General features: G+C 34.8%; 13 protein-coding genes. 9 read left to right on the top strand and 4 right to left on the bottom strand.

Annotated features, from left to right (window positions below; all coding sequences use genetic code 11):
* The first annotated feature begins 4 nt into the window (after nucleotides 1-4).
* Together AC4BB2_RS10120 and AC4BB2_RS10115 are read left to right on the top strand one after the other, a co-directional pair.
* Nucleotides 5-1207 carry an amidohydrolase gene (locus AC4BB2_RS10120; protein WP_490472815.1) on the top strand — a complete coding sequence of 401 codons (1203 nt, stop codon included), beginning with the start codon at nucleotides 5-7 and terminating at the stop codon, nucleotides 1205-1207.
* 502 nt (nucleotides 1208-1709) lie between these two features.
* Nucleotides 1710-3248 (top strand): ABC-F family ATP-binding cassette domain-containing protein, encoded by a 1539-nt coding sequence (locus AC4BB2_RS10115; RefSeq protein ID WP_490472814.1) that lies wholly within the window; start codon nucleotides 1710-1712, stop codon nucleotides 3246-3248.
* 48 nt (nucleotides 3249-3296) lie between these two features.
* Here the strand turns inward: AC4BB2_RS10115 and efaA are convergent, their stop codons facing one another.
* The 4 genes from efaA to AC4BB2_RS10095 form a co-directional block, all read right to left on the bottom strand.
* Entirely contained in the window at nucleotides 3297-4226 is a 930-nt protein-coding gene (gene efaA / locus AC4BB2_RS10110) for an Mn/Fe ABC transporter substrate-binding lipoprotein EfaA (protein ID WP_490472813.1), read from the bottom strand.
* Nucleotides 4223-5080, bottom strand: a complete 858-nt coding sequence (locus AC4BB2_RS10105; protein WP_490472812.1) for a metal ABC transporter permease — start codon at nucleotides 5078-5080, stop codon at nucleotides 4223-4225. Before AC4BB2_RS10105 ends, efaA begins: the two co-directional genes overlap by 4 nt.
* On the bottom strand, nucleotides 5077-5832 hold the full coding sequence (locus AC4BB2_RS10100; RefSeq protein ID WP_490472811.1) for a metal ABC transporter ATP-binding protein: 756 nt from the start codon (nucleotides 5830-5832) through the stop codon (nucleotides 5077-5079). Before AC4BB2_RS10100 ends, AC4BB2_RS10105 begins: the two co-directional genes overlap by 4 nt.
* Nucleotides 5833-5974: 142 nt before the next feature.
* Complete coding sequence (locus AC4BB2_RS10095) at nucleotides 5975-7168, bottom strand: serine hydrolase domain-containing protein (RefSeq protein WP_490472810.1); 1194 nt, start codon at nucleotides 7166-7168, stop codon at nucleotides 5975-5977.
* 241 nt (nucleotides 7169-7409) lie between these two features.
* On the opposite strand from AC4BB2_RS10095, the gene AC4BB2_RS10090 reads away from it, so the two are divergent.
* From AC4BB2_RS10090 to AC4BB2_RS10060, 7 genes are all read left to right on the top strand, one after another.
* A complete protein-coding gene (locus AC4BB2_RS10090; protein WP_490472809.1) occupies nucleotides 7410-8375 on the top strand; it encodes a ribose-phosphate diphosphokinase in 966 nt (321 codons plus the stop codon).
* A gap of 121 nt (nucleotides 8376-8496) precedes the next feature.
* Nucleotides 8497-9393: an EamA family transporter RarD gene (gene rarD / locus AC4BB2_RS10085; RefSeq protein WP_490472808.1), complete on the top strand. Its 897-nt coding sequence runs from the start codon at nucleotides 8497-8499 to the stop codon at nucleotides 9391-9393.
* Nucleotides 9394-9470: 77 nt separating this feature from the next.
* Nucleotides 9471-10616, top strand: a complete 1146-nt coding sequence (locus AC4BB2_RS10080; RefSeq protein ID WP_490472807.1) for a cysteine desulfurase family protein — start codon at nucleotides 9471-9473, stop codon at nucleotides 10614-10616.
* Between the two features lie 82 nt (nucleotides 10617-10698).
* Nucleotides 10699-11040, top strand: a complete 342-nt coding sequence (locus AC4BB2_RS10075; protein ID WP_490472806.1) for a DUF1831 domain-containing protein — start codon at nucleotides 10699-10701, stop codon at nucleotides 11038-11040.
* A 197-nt stretch (nucleotides 11041-11237) separates the two neighbouring features.
* Nucleotides 11238-12362: a tRNA 2-thiouridine(34) synthase MnmA gene (mnmA, locus tag AC4BB2_RS10070; protein ID WP_490472805.1), complete on the top strand. Its 1125-nt coding sequence runs from the start codon at nucleotides 11238-11240 to the stop codon at nucleotides 12360-12362.
* A 1181-nt stretch (nucleotides 12363-13543) separates the two neighbouring features.
* The gene (locus AC4BB2_RS10065; RefSeq protein ID WP_490472804.1) at nucleotides 13544-18184 is read left to right on the top strand and encodes an Ig-like domain-containing protein; all 4641 of its coding nucleotides are present in this window, start codon (nucleotides 13544-13546) and stop codon (nucleotides 18182-18184) included.
* Between the two features lie 422 nt (nucleotides 18185-18606).
* On the top strand, nucleotides 18607-19011 hold the full coding sequence (locus tag AC4BB2_RS10060) for an Ig-like domain-containing protein (RefSeq protein ID WP_490472803.1): 405 nt from the start codon (nucleotides 18607-18609) through the stop codon (nucleotides 19009-19011).
* Nucleotides 19012-19096: the final 85 nt, after the last annotated feature.

The raw sequence follows: 19096 nt of genomic DNA, 5'->3' as shown, positions 1-19096 counted from the left end.
TGTAATGACTATATTAATAAGAGAATCGATTCAAGAAGAGATTAAACGAAATTCAGCTGATGTGGTTGCCTTAAGACGCCATTTTCATCAATATCCAGAAGCAAGTTTGAAAGAATTTGAAACAATCAAACGAATTAAAGAAGAATTGAATAAGTTGGCCATTCCTTTTGAAGAAGTAGGAGAAACAGGCGTTCTAGGGACGATCGAAGGTAAAAATGGTTCTGGAAAAACGATCATCTTAAGAGCGGATATCGATGCACTGGAATTAGAGGATGCTACAGGAAAAGAATACCAATCTAAAAATCCAGGATTAAATCACGCATGCGGTCATGATGGACACGCCGCGGCATTATTAGGAGCTGCCAGAGTGTTAAAAAACCGTGAAGACGAATTTTCTGGAACAATAAAGCTCGCGTTTCAACCAGCAGAAGAAATCGGTGCTGGTGCCCGTCAATTTGTAGAAGGTGGTTTTGTAGAAAATATCGATCAAGTTTTTGGTATTCATTTGGATTCAACTGTTCCTGTTGGAAAACTAGTCGCAACGAAAGGTGCGACCAATGCTTCTTGTGATATTTTTAAAATCGAAGTAGAAGGATTAAGCAGTCATGTGGCTCAACCGAATGTTGGACGAGATGCTGTTTTAGCTGCTGCAAGTATTGTCGTGGAGCTGCAAAAAATAGCGTCACGAGAAATCAGTCCGCTAGATCCTGTTGTTGTGGGTATTGGTGTGTTGGATGCTGGAACTAGATATAATATTGTAGCAAATCATGCAAAAATAGAAGGAACAGTTCGAGCATTTAGTCATGAAACGCGAGCGTTTGTTTTAAAACGTGTGGAAGAAATTGCTAAACAAATTGCTGAAGCGCATCGAACAAAAATTGCATCATTTCATATTCACGATGCAGCAGGGCCATTAATCAATGATGATACAGCAACAGAATTAGCGCAAAAAGTAGCAACTGAAATCGTTGGTAGTGATAATGTGATAACGGATTATACAAAGAGTTTAGGCGCAGATGATTTTGCAGATTTTTTACTTAAAGCACCAGGTGTATATGGACGTGTTGGTACTCGAAACGTAGATAATCCAGACACTCAATATGGTCATCATCATGAAAAATTTGATATTGATGAAGCTGGATTAGTATTAGCGACAGAATTTCATGTAGGTTATGCGTTGACGTATTTGAATTCATTTGAAGAATGATAAAAAGGGGAAGAATGAAGTTAAAAAAATTCGCTAGCAATTCTTGCTTTTCAAAATAATTATGTTAAAATATCTTCTGTAAAGAAAGGTGATTAAGAATGTTTGTTCTTTCAGATAAATTTGTAAAAAGAATCAGCTCCCGACAAATGAATGTGATGAAGCATTGTTGCGGAGCCTAATAAAATGAACGCTTCATCGTTTAAGGCGAATACTAAATTTTTTTAGACTATCAAGTAGTCTTATTTAGTGTTGTTTTAACGGTGGATCATGAATTTTTAATAGCGCTGATTAAAGGACAACGTGTTTCGTACGTTGTCCTTTGTTGATATAAAACGAGGGATAAGATGGGGAAGCCTATTTGATCGCTTGTTTTTTTGTCTTGATAATGAGACTTGTTACATAAAACGTACTAAAACGTTGTTTAAAGCAACTTAAATTGCGGAAAAGACAAGCAGGTACTTAATGAAATTTACAATAAAGATAAAGGAAAGAGGAAGAAAAAATGAGTTTATTAACAATTGAACACTTAACGCAACGATTTGGTGAAAAAATCTTGTATGAAGATGCATCACTTCGCGTCAATAAAGGTGACCATATGGGATTAACAGGTCAAAATGGTGTCGGGAAATCAACGTTAGTCAAAGTTTTAACAGGTGAAATTTTAGCAGATGATGGAACCATTACTTGGCAAAATAATATCAAAATCGGTTACTTAGATCAATATGTGGAAGTTATTGGAAATAGTACAATTAATGAATTTTTGCACCAAGCGTACAAACCACTCTATGAGATAGAAAAGAAAATCAATGGATTATATGCTGAGTTTGGTGAGACTGGTGAAAACAAACTACTAGAACGGGCAGGAAATCTACAAACACAATTGGATGAAAGTGACTTTTATCAAATTGATACAATTATCAATGACCTTGCTAATGGTTTGGGCATTGAAGCAATTGGACTAGATCGGTCGATGAAAGAGTTAAGTGGTGGCCAACGCTCAAAAGTGATTTTAGCAAAACTACTTTTAGAAGAGCATGATGTTTTACTATTAGATGAACCAACAAATTATCTTGATGATACACATATCCAATGGTTGATTGATTATTTAAACAACTTTGACGGAACATTCATCATCGTCTCTCATGATTATCATTTCTTAAATGCTGTAACCAATTGTATTTGTGATATTGAGTTTGGTAAATTGACAAAATATACTGGAAATGTTGAAAAATCCTTTGCGCAAAAAGAGCAAAACAAAGAAAGTTATTTAAAACAGTACCACGCCCAACAAGCAAAAATTGAAAAAGCCGAAGCTTATATACGCAAATATAAAGCTGGAAATCGGGCAACCATGGCGAAAAGTCGTCAAAAACAACTGGATAGAGTGGAGCGAATGGCTCCTCCGGGAAGTTTGATGAAACCGCAAATCTTATTTCCATATCAATCGATTGTGGCAAGTCTGGCATTAGTTACTAATGACTTAGTCATTGGCTATACTAAACCATTGTTAGCACCAATCAATTTATCTGTTCATAGTGGAGAAAAAGTTGCTATTAAAGGGTTTAATGGAATTGGTAAATCAACATTGATCAAAACGCTGACAGGAAAAATCAAACCTATTAGTGGTGAATATCAATATCCAGCCAACACTAAAATCGCCTATTTCTCTCAAGATTTAACTTGGGAAAATGATTATTTGACGCCCTTAGCTTATTTAAGTGACCGTTTTCCTAAAAAAACAGTTAAAGAAATTCGTACCTATTTAGCTAAATGTGGTTTACCTGATAAATTGGTGAATCAACAACTGCGATTATTAAGCGGGGGAGAGCAAACAAAAGTAAAATTGTGTGAGTTGACGATGGACACCAGCAATATTATTTTCTTAGATGAACCTACAAATCATATTGATATCACAGCCAAAGAAAGCTTACGTCAAGCAATTCAGCAATTTCAAGGAACGATTGTGATTGTTTCCCATGAGGAAGAATTTTATACCGATATTACAGATCGTGTGATTAACATTGAAGAAATGATTCAATAAGAAAAACTGCGGCTTACACTGTTTAAGGTGTGAGTCGCAGTTTTTCTTTTATTTTGTTAATCCATCATGGATTTTATCTAAGTTCCATTTCATCATGGCATAATAACTATCGCCGTCTTCACCTTTTTTAGCAATGGAATCAGTAAAAATCGTACTGTAAATTGGCAATTTAGTTTCTTTCGATACTCTTTCCATACTTCGTTTATCGACGCTTGTTTCAACAAATAAGGCAGGAACTTTAGTTGTATGAATCTTATCTATGATTTGTTTCATTTGGTCTGGGGTTCCTTGGTTTTCTGTGTTGATTTCCCAAATGTAAGCAGCGGTTAAACCGTATGCTTTAGAGAAATATTTAAAGGCCCCTTCACTAGTAACTAATAATTTTTGGTTTTCTGGAATGTCAGCAAATTTTTCTTTTGCTTCTTTGTCTAAGGCTGACAGTTTTTCTATATACTCCTTGGCATTTTTTTCGTAGGTTTCTTTGTTTTTAGGATCTTTTTCACTTAAGGTATCTCTGATTGATTCTACATAAGAAATCCCATTTTGAATATCTAGCCAAGCATGAGGATCTTGTTGATTTTCTTGCCCTGCACTTGTTAAATACATTGGTTTTACTTGTTTACTTACAGAAAAATAGTCTTGATCTTCTTTTTTCTTCGCCGTTTCCATTAATTTACTAAACCAGCCGTTACCGCCAGTTTCTAAGTTCAACCCATTGAAGAATAAAACATCCGCTTCTGAGGCTTTAGCAACATCTTCGGGTAAAGGTTCATATTCGTGTGGGTCTGTTCCAACTGGGACAATACTATGCAAATTGACTAATTCTTTTCCAACGTTTTCTACCATGTCAGCAAGAATCGAATTGGTGGCAACGACATTGATTTTTTCTTTATCTGACTTGTCAGAAGTTTTGCCTTGGCAGGCAGCTAGTAGAAATAAACTAGCTAAAGCTGAAATAATCAGTATTTTTTTTCTCATAATGTAGATTCCTCCGTTTTCTGTTTATTAACAAAAAATAATCCTTTTTTAGGTGAAAATAGAAAGGCTAAAATGAAAAATGCGGCAGCAGTCAAAACGATTGTTGCTCCTGATGCTAAGTTATATGAGTAACTAAAGAATAGACCAATGATTGAACTTAATATTCCAAAAAGAGAAGCTAAAGCAATCATTGTAGGTAGATGATTCGTTAATAGATAAGCAGTAGCTGCAGGGGTAATCAACATAGCAATTACTAAAATCGTTCCAACGGTTTGTAAAGACGAAACAGCAACTAAGGTTAATAAAAACATTAAGGCATAGTGGAAAAATTGAACATTTAATCCGTAGGCTTGTGCCATCGTTGGATCAAAGGATGTAATTTGTAATTCTTTATAGAAAAGACCAACAAAAATCAGCACAATAATTCCAACAATTATAGTAATCAAAATATCAGAATCACGAACAGCTAATACATTACCAAAGAGAATATGGTAAAGGTCAGTAGAACTTTGCGCAAATGAGATCATGATAATCCCTAGAGCAAAAAAGGAACTGAAAACAACGCCAATAGCTGTATCATTTTTCAACTGACTTTTTTGTGTGATAAAGCCAATCAATAAAGCCGCCAAAATACCAAAAATAGAAGCACCAAAGATATAATTGACACCAAACATATAAGATGCCGCAACCCCTGGTAATACTGCATGTGAAATCGCATCTCCCATCAGAGACATTCCTCGTAAAACAATAAATGAACCAATGATTCCTGAAACCAATCCTACAATGATAGAAGTAATCAAAGCGTTTTGTAAAAACTGGTAGCGAACCAATCCGTCAATAAAATTTGCAATCATGCATCAGCCACTCCTTTGATAATAATGTCACCCATTGTTTCTCCATAAGCTAGTTGGATATTTTTGTTCGTAAATGTTGTTATAACAGGACCGCAAGCGATTAATTTTTTCTTTAAGATAATGACATCATCAAAATAATGAGCTACTTTGTGGAGATCGTGGTGAACGATCACAATCGTTTTTCCAGCATCTTTTAATTGTTTGAGAATGTCCATAATTACTTTCTCACTTGTCATATCGATGCCAACAAAAGGCTCATCCAAGACAATAACATCCGCTCCTTGAGCAAGGACTCGGGCAATAAAGACCCGTTGTAGCTGACCACCAGACAACTCACCAATTTGTCGTTTAGCAAAGTCTTCCAATTGAACGGTTTTAAGAGCGGCTAAAGCTTTTTCTTTCTCCTGTTTTTTTGGACGTTTCAATAAACCTAACTTAGGATATGTTCCTAAAAGAACAACCTCCAATACGTTGATTGGAAACGAAAGGTCTAAAGCACTGCGTTGCTCTACATAAGCAATACGCTTTTTTTGAGTATCAATTGCTTGATCTCCTAAAAGGACTGTTCTGGAATCCGTTTTAATCAATCCCAACATTCCTTTTAGGAAAGTTGACTTTCCTGCACCGTTTGGTCCAATGATGCCAGTGATTTTTCTAGCGGGTATTTGTAAAGAAATATCAATTAAGGCCTTTTGACCTTGATAACTAACCGTTAAATGTTCTATTGTAAGATTATTTTTATTTATAGGCATAAAAAAACCTCCTTTTTAGGTTTACCTTAAAATTAGTATATGATAAATTAAGATTAAAATCAATCCATTTTTTAGGTTAGCCTAAAAATAAATAAAAAAACTAGAAAGCGGTCAACCACTTTCTAGTTTTAGCGTAGAGTATTTAGTTCAGATAAGAACCTAACCGATTGAAAATAGTTTTACCTAATTGTGTATAGGCACCATTTTTAGGGTTTTGATTAGTGAACAAAATTACTGCGTTTTGTCTATCTTTTGAAATATAGACGTTAGGTTCAAAACCTTCTTCAACTCCATGACCGCGAATATAATTACTATAGTTGTAAAAACCACCCATATATTTATCTTGTGTTGCAGGTGTCCAGAGTGAATTAAATGTATTTTTATTTATAGTATTTCCTGATAAAAAAGTAGAGAAAAATAAATATAAATCACCGACAGTCATCCCCACACTACCAGTCCCAACTTCCTGTCTGAAAAGGATAGGCTTATCAGCAATTTCAGAACCATAGTTTTTACCATTTACTTTTTCATAGGCGTATGTTCGATTGGATGAATTTAAGAAATCATTATAAAAAAGAGTATGGGAGAGTTGTAATCTTTGGATAAATGTTTGATTGAATAATGTATGATAAGAAGTTCCAGTTAATTGCTCTATAATACCAACTAAAAGGTAATAGTTAATCGCATCATACTTATACTGCCCATATGTACTCATTTGAGCATTGGAGATTGCAAATTGGAGAAAGGCATCATCAGTCATCATGAACTCAGGTTTTACTTTTTGATACAGACCAGAAGACATCGAAAGTAGCTGTCGAATGGTTATCCGTTGACTATCCTGAACATTTGGATAAAAACGATCCAAAGTTTCATCTAGCGAAAGTTTTTGAGCCTGAACTTGCTGTAGAACTAGTTCAGCTGTCAAGGCTTTTTGTATCGAGCCAATTTGGAAAAGAGACTGATAAGTATTTGGCTGATTTTTTGCGAAATTTCCATAGCCGAATCCTTTTTGCAAAATAATCTGTCCGTTTTGGATGACTAAAGCTGTCCCAATAAATTGATTATCATCTAATTGTTGATTTATTTGTTTTGCTAAATCAGAAGTCGGTTTTACCTCTTGATTGAAATTTTCCAAACGTTGCGCATCTTTTGTGAGAGGTTCGCTTGATTGGGAGGTTTCAGATGTTGTCTCGTTTGTATTTTTTTCGGAGATAGAATTAGAATGACTTTGGAAAAATAAAAGATATAGCTCCAATGCGACAAGAATAATCAACAATAAAATGACTAATGTAGGTATCCATGGGTTATTTTTTTTCTGATGTTTTCTATGATTCATATTCAGTTACCTCCGATTATTATTTAATTTTACTCGTCAAGGAGATAAAAGCAAGGTGAAACTAGGCTGATTTAACGAACAGTTTTGTAAGTATAGAAAACTTCATTTAAAAGTTGCTGAAGTTTCAAAAAATTATCACAGGAAAGCAAAAGATCAATGATTTTTTAGCGAATCAATGTTAGAATGTAAATTGAAGTTTTCAATTATATGAATAGAAAATATCTAGATCACGGAGGAAATCATGACCCAAAAATACCAAGATAAAACATTACGAATCTTTAGTTTGAATGCCAATCGCCCATTATCAGAGAAAATTGCTGAAGTTGTCGGGACTGAACTGGGAAAAAGTACGGTGCGTCAATTTAGTGATGGAGAGATTCAAATTAATATTGAAGAGAGTATTCGTGGGGACCATGTTTTTCTTGTGCAGTCAACCAACCTTCCAGTGAATGATCATTTAATGGAATTGTTGATTATGATTGATGCATTAAAACGAGCAAGTGCCAAAACAATTAATGTGGTATTACCATATTATGGTTATGCTAGACAAGATCGAACAGCGAAACCAAGAGAACCCATTACAGCAAAATTAGTCGCAAATTTATTGGAAGAAGCAGGAGCAACTCGTGTTTTGACACTTGACTTGCACACAGTTCAAGTACAAGGTTTCTTTGATATCCCAGTAGATAATTTATTTACAATGCCTCTTTTTGCGCATAATTATCGTCAGCAGAAATTAACAGGAGAAGATATAGTTGTCGTTTCTCCAAAAAACAGCGGCGTTCAACGCGCTAGAAGTTTATCTGAATATTTAGATGCCACATTAGCGATTGTTGATCAAGATGAAATCGATGGTGTTCGTTCAGGCTATGTGATTGGCGAAGTTAAAGGCAAGACATGTATTTTAGTTGATGATATTTTAAATACTGGTGGAACAATTGCGACCGCTGCAGAAATTTTAAAAGAAAATGGAGCAAAAAGTATTTATGCTTGTGCGTCTCATGGTTTGCTATCAAAAGGAGCAAAAGAGATATTAGATGCCTCTCCAATTGAACAAATCTGTGTGACTGATTCCGTCTTCATTTCTGAAGAACGTAAACCAAAAGCTTTAAGCATTGTTTCTTGTGCTGAGTTGATGGGGGAAGCAGTAAAACGAATCCATGAAAATACTCCAATGAGCCCGTTATTTCGTTTAGAAGAAAAATAAATAATCAATCTGCTTAAATAAAGAAAGAAGTTCAGCTAGTATTTTATTCTGGACTTCTTTTTCTCATTTAACTTAATCAAATGAGTAAGTTACGTACTGATAAAAGAAAGAGGTTATATGTGTGAAAGAACAGAAGAAAGGTGTTTTATTAGGATTTATTGCTTATGTATTTTGGGGGATCATTCCAATTTATTGGAAGTTGATGCCTACTGTTGATCCGTTGGATATTTTATGTTACCGGATTGTTTGGTCATTTTTATTTATGATGGTCTACATTTTAATTACAAGAAAATGGTCTTTATTTTTATCAGAGGTTAAGATTGTATTACAAGATAAGAAAAAATTATTTGCTATTATTTGTGCCGCTATTTTGATTTCAGTAAACTGGTTTACATTTATTTATACAGTCAGTCAAGGACATGTTACTCAAGCTAGTTTAGGCTATTACATGAATCCGTTAGTAAATGTGTTGTTGGCAACATTGATATTAAAAGAAAAATTAAGTCGTTCAGGTATGATTGCTTGTGGGTTAGCTTTGGTCGGTGTAACGTTACTAACGGTTCAAACAGGAGAAATACCTTTTGCACCATTGATTATGGCTGTTACATTTAGTTTTTATGGATTGATTAAAAAAGGTGTTTCTGTCAGTTCATATACTGGTTTGACGATTGAAACATTTGTCATTTTACCAATCGCCATGATTTATCTGCTATTTTTTTCACAGCAAGGATTTATGAGTTTTGAAATAACTACTAATTTGTTGTTGATTGGCGCGGGAATTGTTACAGCAATCCCATTGCTACTTTTTGCAGAAGCTGCAAAACAAATTTCTTATATTATTTTAGGTTTCATTCAATATGTAGGTCCAACATTAATGTTAATATCTGCCATCTTTTTATATCATGAGCCTTATTCGGTAGACCAATTTATAGCATTTAGTTTTATTTGGTTGGGAATTGCTGTTTTTACGTATGGAAATATTTATACTTATCGAAAAGGAAAACGTTTTGAAAAGTGAAAGAATCAATCTTTGAGGAACACTTCCAGTTATGGTAAACTAATGCCAATGAAAATGATTCAGAGAGGACGAGTTTCGTGAAATCGATTTATTTAGATCATGCAGCAACAACACCAGCTCATCCAGCGGTTATTGAGATAATGGCAGATGAAATGGCGAATACTTTTGGTAATCCCTCCAGCATCCATACATTTGGTAGACAAGCCCATCGGAAATTAGAAGATATTAGGCAAGTAGTTGCAGCCAGTTTAAAAGTCAAGCCCCATGAAATTATCTTTAACAGCGGAGGCACAGAAGGAGATAATACAGCAATCATTGAGACGGCTCTTTCTAGAAAAGATCAAGGAATGCATTTGATTACCACAGCAATCGAACATCCAGCTGTTTTAGAAACAATGAAGTATTTGGAAAGTCTAGGATTTGAAGTCACATACTTACCTGTTGATGAGAAAGGTGATGTAGCTTTTTCTGATGTGAAGAAAGCCTTGCGTGAAGATACGATTTTAGTTTCTGTGATGTACGGCAATAATGAGATAGGCAATCTGTTACCAATCAAAGAAATAGGGGAGCTCCTTAAGACACATCAAGCATTTTTTCATACAGATGCTGTACAAGCTTATGGTTCTGAAGTGATTTTACCTCATGAATTTGGGATTGATTTATTAAGCATTTCTGCTCATAAAATTAATGGTCCAAAAGGGGTCGGTTTCTTATATAAAAATGATGAGATTTCTTTACCTTCATTTCTTCATGGTGGTGAGCAAGAAGAAAAACGTCGGGCAGGAACTGAAAATTTAGCTGGCATTTCCGGTATGGGTAAAGCTGTTGCGCTTTTGACCGAAAGTGAAAAAAAACAACGCCATGATAAATATGATTATTTTCAACAAGTCATTTTAAGTCAATTGGATAAAGCTGAGGTTGATTATCAAATCAATGGTAATCCTGAAAATAAATTGGCACATATTTTGAATTTATGGTTTAAAGGTGTATCAAGTGACTTATTATTGATGCATTTGGATCTTCAAGGGATAGCAATTTCCACAGGATCAGCTTGTACAGCAGGAACTGTTGATCCTTCTCATGTCTTAGAAGCGATGTATGGTAAAGAACATCCTGCAATCAAAGAATCAGTGAGAATCAGCTTTGGTCTGTACAATGATGAAGAACAAATTCAACGATTTGTGACAATATTGATTGAAACAATCAAAAAAATCAAACAATAATCAAAAGAAACAACGATTAGAACTAGCAAAAAGAAAGCGTAACTACTATAATAAAAGAGACAATAAATAAAGAGGTGGAAAAATGGCATTTAAAGAAAAAGCAACAGTAGAAGGTTCTGAGGTATTTTATAAAGTAAATGAACAAGCAAAGAAATACACATTGAAAGACAATGGCTTTACTGAAACAAATTCAGGGAATTTCCAATTGATTCGTCCATTGGATGCAACTCCGCAAAGTAAGGAAGGGTTCAAACTGAAAATTACAATTGCTGAAGATTTAAAAACACTGAAAATGTCAGTAACAACAGCAAATGGTTTAAAATCAATGAATATTTTCAAAAGCGAATCTCATGGAATGAGTCAAGAGAAGTTTTATTTCTTGATGGATGGCATGATTAGCCGCGGAGTACTAGAAAGAGTCTAATGTCTCAATTCAAAAATAAGGATGGCTTAAAAGAGTCATCCTTATTTTTTATGAAGAAAAGTTTTCATAAGAAGTAAGTTGTTCACATTTAATACCTTTACTTCTTTTAAAATCCTAGTATAATAAGAATCACTGAAAAGTTACGACCTTCAAATCGTAGATGCATTCAGAATCTAAGTTGAAATGATGGTGATCAAATGACAGATAACAGCAAAACTCGTGTCGTTGTAGGCATGAGCGGAGGTGTAGACTCTTCTGTTACAGCGTTGCTTTTAAAAGAGCAAGGCTATGATGTCGTGGGTATCTTTATGAAAAATTGGGATGACACGGATGAAAACGGTGTGTGTACTGCCACCGAAGACTACAAAGATGTGGCTAAGGTTGCAGATCAAATCGGTATTCCTTATTACTCGGTAAATTTTGAGAAGGAATATTGGGATCGAGTATTTGAATATTTTCTTTCAGAATATCGTCTAGGCCGCACACCGAACCCTGATGTAATGTGTAACAAGGAAATTAAGTTCAAAGCTTTTTTGGATTACGCAATGCAATTAGGAGCAGACTATGTCGCAACTGGACATTACGCTCAAGTAGAACGAAAAGAAGACGGAAGCGTACGCATGTTACGTGGTGTCGATAATAATAAAGATCAAACCTATTTCTTGAGTCAATTATCTCAAGCTCAATTGGCAAAAACAATGTTTCCTTTAGGTGGTATGGAAAAGTCAGAAGTTCGAGCGATTGCTGAACGGGCTGATTTAGCCACAGCGAAGAAAAAAGATTCAACAGGGATCTGTTTCATTGGGGAAAAAAACTTTAAACAATTTTTAAGTAATTATTTACCTGCTAACAAAGGTGACATGGTAACTTTAGATGGAGAAATCAAAGGGCAGCACGATGGATTAATGTACTATACCATTGGTCAACGCCAAGGCTTAGGCATAGGCGGTGGTAAAGGATCACAAGAACCATGGTTTGTAGTTGGAAAAGATTTGACAACAAATACGTTATATGTTGGACAAGGATTCCATCATGAACGATTATATGCTACGCATTTGGATGCCAGTGAGATCCACTTTACTGTTGATACAGAGATGCCAAAAGAATTTGACTGTACAGCAAAATTTCGTTATCGTCAACAAGATGTACCAGTCAAAGTTATTTTAACCGACGATGGAACGACAGCAAAAGTGATTTTTTCTGAACCTATTCGAGCAATTACTCCGGGGCAAGCAGTTGTTTTTTATGATGGCATGGAATGTCTTGGCGGTGGATTGATTGATCGAGCATATCAAGAAGAAAAGCTTTTACAGTATATTTAATTTTAGTTATTAAACTAAATATATTTATACTAGACATAATATAATAGCAAACGTTTATCAAACAGATAGTGTGTATCACTATCTGTTTTTTTATCGACTTTCTGTTATTAATTGGAAACATCGTAAAGATAACAAAGCTAGCAACAAGTAAAGTCACTCGTAAAGACAATACGATTAGCACTGCATGCTTATGATGTAAACAAGATACAAGGTTTTCGGTACCGATGATCTGGATAGCGTTTGATTTTTCGACAGGAATGATTACTTTCAAAGAATTGATGGTTCTTTTACTATCCCTCGTTAACGACAGCAACAATACCAGCTTATGCAAAGGTAGGTTACGGTTTCCGATAAAAACCTTAAAAAGAAATTAAACAAATTTTATCGTGCGAAACGGTTTTATCTTACATATTGAAGAAAAACCTTGATTTTTGAAAGATATTATATTTTTTTCAGGGTAGTTATTATAGCGAAGCAGCACCAGTAAATAATGGACTAGAGACATATTAAAAGTAACGTACAGTTATTGAAGGTTAATAATAGTTAACAATATGAATGAAAAAAATAATTAAAAATTTTGATAAAAATAAGAAAAAAAGTTGTATCTTGTCAACATTAGTCAAGATACGAAAAGACAGTATTGGAAATTCTAACTTGTTAATCATATCACAAAAAACTGAACAGTGTAATTTGACATGTTCCATCCTCATATTCATGAAACTGAAATTTTAGTATAAAAAATGAAACTTTATCCAGAGGGACGACTATCCTAGGTAGGACGGTATAAAAAATGAAGTAATTATGGATAACTGTTAAAAAATCAAGTGAGTCATAAAATGAAAAAAGAGGGGTTATTATAATATGCGAGCGAAGAAAGTTGAACTGATTATAAGAAGGTAGTTGACGGTATAATTTAGTTTTAGCTTCGTATATATGATTCCAAAATATAATAACGATATAAAAAAGAAATATATATCTTTGTTATATCGTTGTTTTGTGTTAATATTATATTTATATGTGATAAATAGATTATAAAAAGTTCTTTATTTTGTTTTTACGGAGTGGTTTGGTAATGTCTGCCAAAAATAGATATTTATTACATATATATATTTGAAATTAGTATGAAGGAGGAACAAAGGTAGTAAGGAAAGAGAAAACTAAAAATTAAGGGGGAAAGTTACGTGAGAAGAAAAGAGTTAAAAAAATTATTTTTTGGTTTAGTTATTGTTGGTGGAGTAACTTCTGCTATTATTGGTGATGTTGCGTTGGCTGAAAAAAATGACTCAGCTATTACAGATGCTAAGACTAAGAAAGTGATTACGAAAGAATTTATTGGTAGAGGAAATGTAGCTGATGATATGGAGCGCTTAAAGCGCAGATTAAAATTTAGTTCTTTAGATCCAGTTGGTGTATATGCAAAAAAAGGGGATCAACTGACTGTTGAGGTAAAAGGACAAAGTAATCTTTCAATGCAGATTGGCTTACCAGAAGAAATACAAAATACTTATTCTTTAACTGTTGGTACACAGACTATTATTGCAGAAAATGATGGACCAATTTTTATTATAAATAGTAACAAAGATGGAAATTCGAATGTTTCCGTTTCAGGAGCAACAGGTAAGATGCCTTATTTTGAACTTGGAAACACATCCGTAGATGAGTTTAATAATCAAATGGAAAATTACAAAGATGCTGAAAAGGTTCAATTAGTTAGTAAAAAAGCAATTGTTTCTGTAAGTTATGAGAAGGCAAAAAAATACATGGGAAATCCTCAAACTTTGATGGAGTATTTTGACGCATTTCTTACAGCGCAAGATGATGTATCAGGCATTGTTGAAGGTGCTGGGATTCACGCACCAGATAAACACTATCAGCATTTTGTTGAGACTAATAAGCTGTATATGTATGCTACCAATGAATTTTTAGGATTTAATGGAGACGCAGCTGTAAAAAGACTTTTAACGACAAACGAAGCTTGGGGACCGTGGCATGAAGCGGGCCATCAAAGACAATTGACGCCAATGTTATGGAATGCTGTTGGTGAGACAACGGTAAATATTTATTCATTAGCTTCTGAAAAAAAAGTTCAAGGTGGTTCACCAAGAGTTGATGCATATTATGAAAAAATGCATAACTACCTTAATCAAAATAAAGAAGATAAAAATTACAGTAAATTAGAAGATTTTGTAAAACTTACTTTGTTTGCTCAACTAGGAAATAGCTTTGGGGATGATTTTTATCCGATTTTACATCAAGCTTACCGTGAATCAACTAAAATGTTAAATAGTGAATTAGAAGAAGAGCGGGAATACGAAATCATACAAGACCTGATTGTGACAACTTCTGAAACTACAGGATTCGATTTAACTCCGTACTTTGAAAAATGGGGGATTTTAGATGATCCACTCACGACAAACAAAATAATGTATTTGAATCCATTGAAAAAAGAAATTTGGGAAAATGATAAAGATGTTAAGCATAAATTGCCAGTGAGAATGATTAATGATGTTCAAATTAAGAATGATAAAATTGAAATTGACATGGCTGGATATGAGACAAAGCCATATAGAAACGAAAAAATTGTTCTACTTAAAAATGATAGCTATATTAGCGAATTGACTAAAGGACGCTCTTATTACAGTTCATTTACAGATAATAAATGGGCAACAGAGATTTCTGTTAGTCCAGATGATAATATTCGAATTGAATTAAGAGGTGCTGATGGAACCCAAGTACTATTTGATAGCACACAGAAAAACAATCAGATAGCGAAGGAATTAAAAGACTTAGTTGAGAAATCTGGGGCAATATCAGAAAAAGCGACACCAGAAAAATTAGAAGAATTAAGAGGTAGAATTGAGAAAGTTACTAGTGAACAAAAAGATCATTTGATGTATCAATGGCAAAGAATTAGAGATAAAGAAAGTGTTCCTGTAGCCAGCGTGGAACTGACGCCAAAAGAAATAACGATAAACACAGTAAAAGCGGGAGCCTTGGACGCAAAAGTTTTACCATTGAATGCATCGAATAAGGAATTGATCTGGGAATCAAGTGATGAAAATATTGTTAGAGTGTACGATTATGGAATAATTGAAGGAGTTACACCAGGAAAAGCGACAGTTACTGTGAAAAGTGTAGATAGTGGGAAAGTAGCGACATGTGAAGTGACAGTTACAGGTGAAAATAATGCAATCTATGTAACAGGAGTAACGGTAGATCCTCAAGAAGTAACACTTGATATAGGAAAAACAATGACTTTGAAGTCAAAAATCCAGCCTGAAAATGCTAGCAATCCACGGATAAAATGGACATCAAGTGATGAGGACATAGTAAGTGTAACAGAACTGGGTGAAGTCAAAGGATTAAAAGCTGGAACAGCGAATGTTACTGTCACAACAGAAGACGGTAAAAAGACAGCGAAAAGTGTAGTTACAGTTAATCCAACAGAAGGTGAAACAATCAAGGTAACAGGAGTAAAACTACTACCTAGATCGCTATCACTTGATGTAGATGAGACAGCAACTATGAAAGCACAAATCCAGCCAGAAACAGCAACAAATAAAAAAGTAACCTGGGAATCAAGTGATCCAGCTGTAGTGAGTGTGACAGAAGAGGGTGTAGTCAAAGGCTTGAAAGCTGGAAAAGCAACCATTACTGTGACAACAGAAGATGGTCAAAAGAAAGCGGAAAGTGAAGTTATAGTTGAATCAATAGAAGATGAAACAATCAAAGTAACGGGAGTAAAACTACTACCAAGATCGCTGTCACTTGATGTAGATGAGACAGCAACTATGAAAGTACAAATCCAGCCAGAAACAGCAACAAATAAAAAAGTAACCTGGGAATCAAGTGATTCAGCTATAGCGAGTGTGACAGAAGAGGGTGTAGTCAAAGGCTTGAAAGCTGGAAAAGCAACCATTACTGTGACAACAGAAGATGGTCAAAAGAAAGCGGAAAGTGAAGTTATAGTTGAATCAATAGAAGATGAAACAATCAAAGTAACGGGAGTAAAACTACTACCAAGATCGCTGTCACTTGATGTAGATGAGACAGCAACTATGAAAGTACAAATCCAGCCAGAAACAGCAACAAATAAAAAAGTAACCTGGGAATCAAGTGATTCAGCTATAGCGAGTGTGACACAAGAGGGTGTAGTCAAAGGCTTGAAAGCTGGAAAAGCAACCATTACTGTGACAACAGAAGATGGTCAAAAGAAAGCGGAAAGTGAAGTTATAGTTGAATCAATAGAAGATGAAACAATCAAAGTAACGGGAGTAAAACTACTACCAAGATCGCTGTCACTTGATGTAAATGAGACAGCAACTATGAAAGTACAAATCCAGCCAGAAACAGCAACAAATAAAAAAGTAACCTGGGAATCAAGTGATTCAGCTATAGCGAGTGTGACACAAGAGGGTGTAGTCAAAGGCTTGAAAGCTGGAAAAGCAACCATTACTGTGACAACAGAAGATGGTCAAAAGAAAGCGGAAAGTGAAGTTATAGTTGAATCAATAGAAGATGAAACAATCAAAGTAACGGGAGTAAAACTACTACCAAGATCGCTATCACTTGATGTAGATGAGACAGCAACTATGAAAGTACAAATCCAGCCAGAAACAGCAACAAATAAAAATGTAACCTGGGTATCAACTGATCCAGCTATAGTGAGTGTGACACAAGAGGGTGTAGTCAAAGGCTTGAAAGCTGGAAAAACAACCATTACTGTGACAACAGAAGATGGTCAAAAGAAAGCGGAAAGTGAAGTTACAGTTGATCCAATAGAAGATGAAACAATCAAGGTAACAGGAGTAACTGTAGATCCTCAAGAATTAACACTTAATACAGGCAAAACAGCCACATTGAAAGCGCAAATCCAGCCTGAAGATGCTGAAAATAAAAAAGTGAAATGGTCATCAAGTGATGAGAGCATAGTTAGTGTAACCCAAACGGGTGAAGTGAAAGGTTTAAAAGCTGGCGAAGCAACTGTGACCGTGACAACAGAAGATGGTGAAAAAACAGCAACAAGTAAAATTACTGTTGTAGATCCAGTCTTAGTAACAGGAGTAAAAGTACTACCTAAATCTATGTCACTTGATAAAGGTGATATAGTAACATTGAAAGCGCAAATCCAGCCTGCCAATGCAACAAATAAAAAAGTAACCTGGGAATCAAGTGACCCAACTATAGTGAGTGTGACAAAAGAGGGTGAAATTGAAGCCTTGAAAGCTGGAGAAGCAATTATTACTGTTACAACAGAAGAGGGTGGAAAGACAGCGAAAAGTATAGTCACCGTTGATTCGGATGTTGAAGTAATCAATGTAACAGGAGTAACAGTAGATCCGAAAACATTAACACTTGATACAGGAAAAACAACGACATTGCAAGCGCAAGTTAATCCTGAAAATGCTACAAATAAACAGGTGAAATGGTCATCAAGTGATGAGAGCATAATTAGCGTAACCCAAACGGGTGAAGTGAAAGGTTTGAAAGCCGGAGAAGCAACGGTAACTGTGACAACAGAAGATGGTGAAAAGACAGCAACAAGCAAAATTACTGTTGTAGATCCAATCCCAGTAATGGGCGTGAAAGTATTGCCTAAATCTATATCACTTGATATAGAAGAGGTAGTAACATTGACAGCGCAAATCAATCCGACCAATGCAACAAATAAAAAAGTAACCTGGGAATCAAGTGACCCAACTATAGTGAGTGTGACAAAAGAGGGTGAAATCGAAGCTTTGAAAGTAGGAGAAGCAATCATTACTGTTACAACAGACGATGGCAAGAAAACAGCGGAATGCAAAGTCACCGTTGATCCATAAGAAGTAAGAAAGAGCCTAAAACGTTAACGCTTGATAGTAAGAAAAGCAACGATGTTGAGAGAGAAAGTTAAGTCTGTAAACGCTGAAAATAAATAAGTGAAACAGACTTATAAATGCACAAAATAGAACTGTAAGTTGGTTAACAGAGAAGCAATACGTATCTTGATTAGAAATTAATTAGCAGTATTTAGTAAAAAATAAAATAACCGTATACTTTTGAATGGACATTAAATCTGTTATACGGTTATTTTATTGATTTAAATGAAATAGCACGAAGAAAAATCATTAATGCTTCTAATTGTAATGATTATGAACTCAAAAAAGGATTTTATTTAGGCATAAAATATTATCTTCAGGATTATTCAAGAAGGATAGAAAAAGTAAGAAGGCTTTAAAGATTAAAGAAATAGGAGGTAAATTAGATGAAAAGAACAAAAGTAAAACAATTATTCTTTAGTTTAATTATTGTTGGTGGAATAATAGTAGCTATTTTTGGTTACTTTGCACTAGCTGGAAAAAATGATCCAACTATTGCAGATGATGAAAAGACGACAACAAGCAAAGTCAACTCAGTCCCAGTAACAGGAGTAAAAATATTACCTAGAGCTCTAGCACTTGATAAAGGTGATACGGCAAGTTTAAAAGGTGAAATCAAGCCAGAGACAGCAACAAATAAAAAAGTGAAATGGGAATCAGATGACCCAACCGTAGTGAGTGTGACACAAGAAGGTGAAATCGAAGCCTTGAAAGAGGGAGAAGTACTCATTACTATGACAACAGAAGATGGTCACAAGACAGCGGAATGTTCAGTTACTGTTGATCCGTAGGGAGCAAGAAAGAACCTAAACGTTAACACTTGATACAGGAAAAATAATAACAACAGAAGAAGATTCTAGATTAGAAATTAATTGA

The organism is Enterococcus sp. AAFC-DPL-5146 (genome assembly GCF_058216635.1).
The sequence above is the reverse complement of the archived record's forward strand: the minus strand, read 5'-3'. Positions and strand labels throughout refer to the sequence as shown.

Excerpts from the sequence above, each read along its gene's own strand:
- AC4BB2_RS10120 (WP_490472815.1), top strand. The coding sequence starts at position 5 with ATGACTATATTAATAAGAGAATCGATTCAAGAAGAGATTAAACGAAAT.
- AC4BB2_RS10115 (WP_490472814.1), top strand. The coding sequence starts at position 1,710 with ATGAGTTTATTAACAATTGAACACTTAACGCAACGATTTGGTGAAAAA.
- efaA (WP_490472813.1), bottom strand. The coding sequence starts at position 4,226 with ATGAGAAAAAAAATACTGATTATTTCAGCTTTAGCTAGTTTATTTCTA.
- AC4BB2_RS10105 (WP_490472812.1), bottom strand. The coding sequence starts at position 5,080 with ATGATTGCAAATTTTATTGACGGATTGGTTCGCTACCAGTTTTTACAA.
- AC4BB2_RS10100 (WP_490472811.1), bottom strand. The coding sequence starts at position 5,832 with ATGCCTATAAATAAAAATAATCTTACAATAGAACATTTAACGGTTAGT.
- AC4BB2_RS10095 (WP_490472810.1), bottom strand. The coding sequence starts at position 7,168 with ATGAATCATAGAAAACATCAGAAAAAAAATAACCCATGGATACCTACA.
- AC4BB2_RS10090 (WP_490472809.1), top strand. The coding sequence starts at position 7,410 with ATGACCCAAAAATACCAAGATAAAACATTACGAATCTTTAGTTTGAAT.
- AC4BB2_RS10075 (WP_490472806.1), top strand. The coding sequence starts at position 10,699 with ATGGCATTTAAAGAAAAAGCAACAGTAGAAGGTTCTGAGGTATTTTAT.
- mnmA (WP_490472805.1), top strand. The coding sequence starts at position 11,238 with ATGACAGATAACAGCAAAACTCGTGTCGTTGTAGGCATGAGCGGAGGT.
- AC4BB2_RS10060 (WP_490472803.1), top strand. The coding sequence starts at position 18,607 with ATGAAAAGAACAAAAGTAAAACAATTATTCTTTAGTTTAATTATTGTT.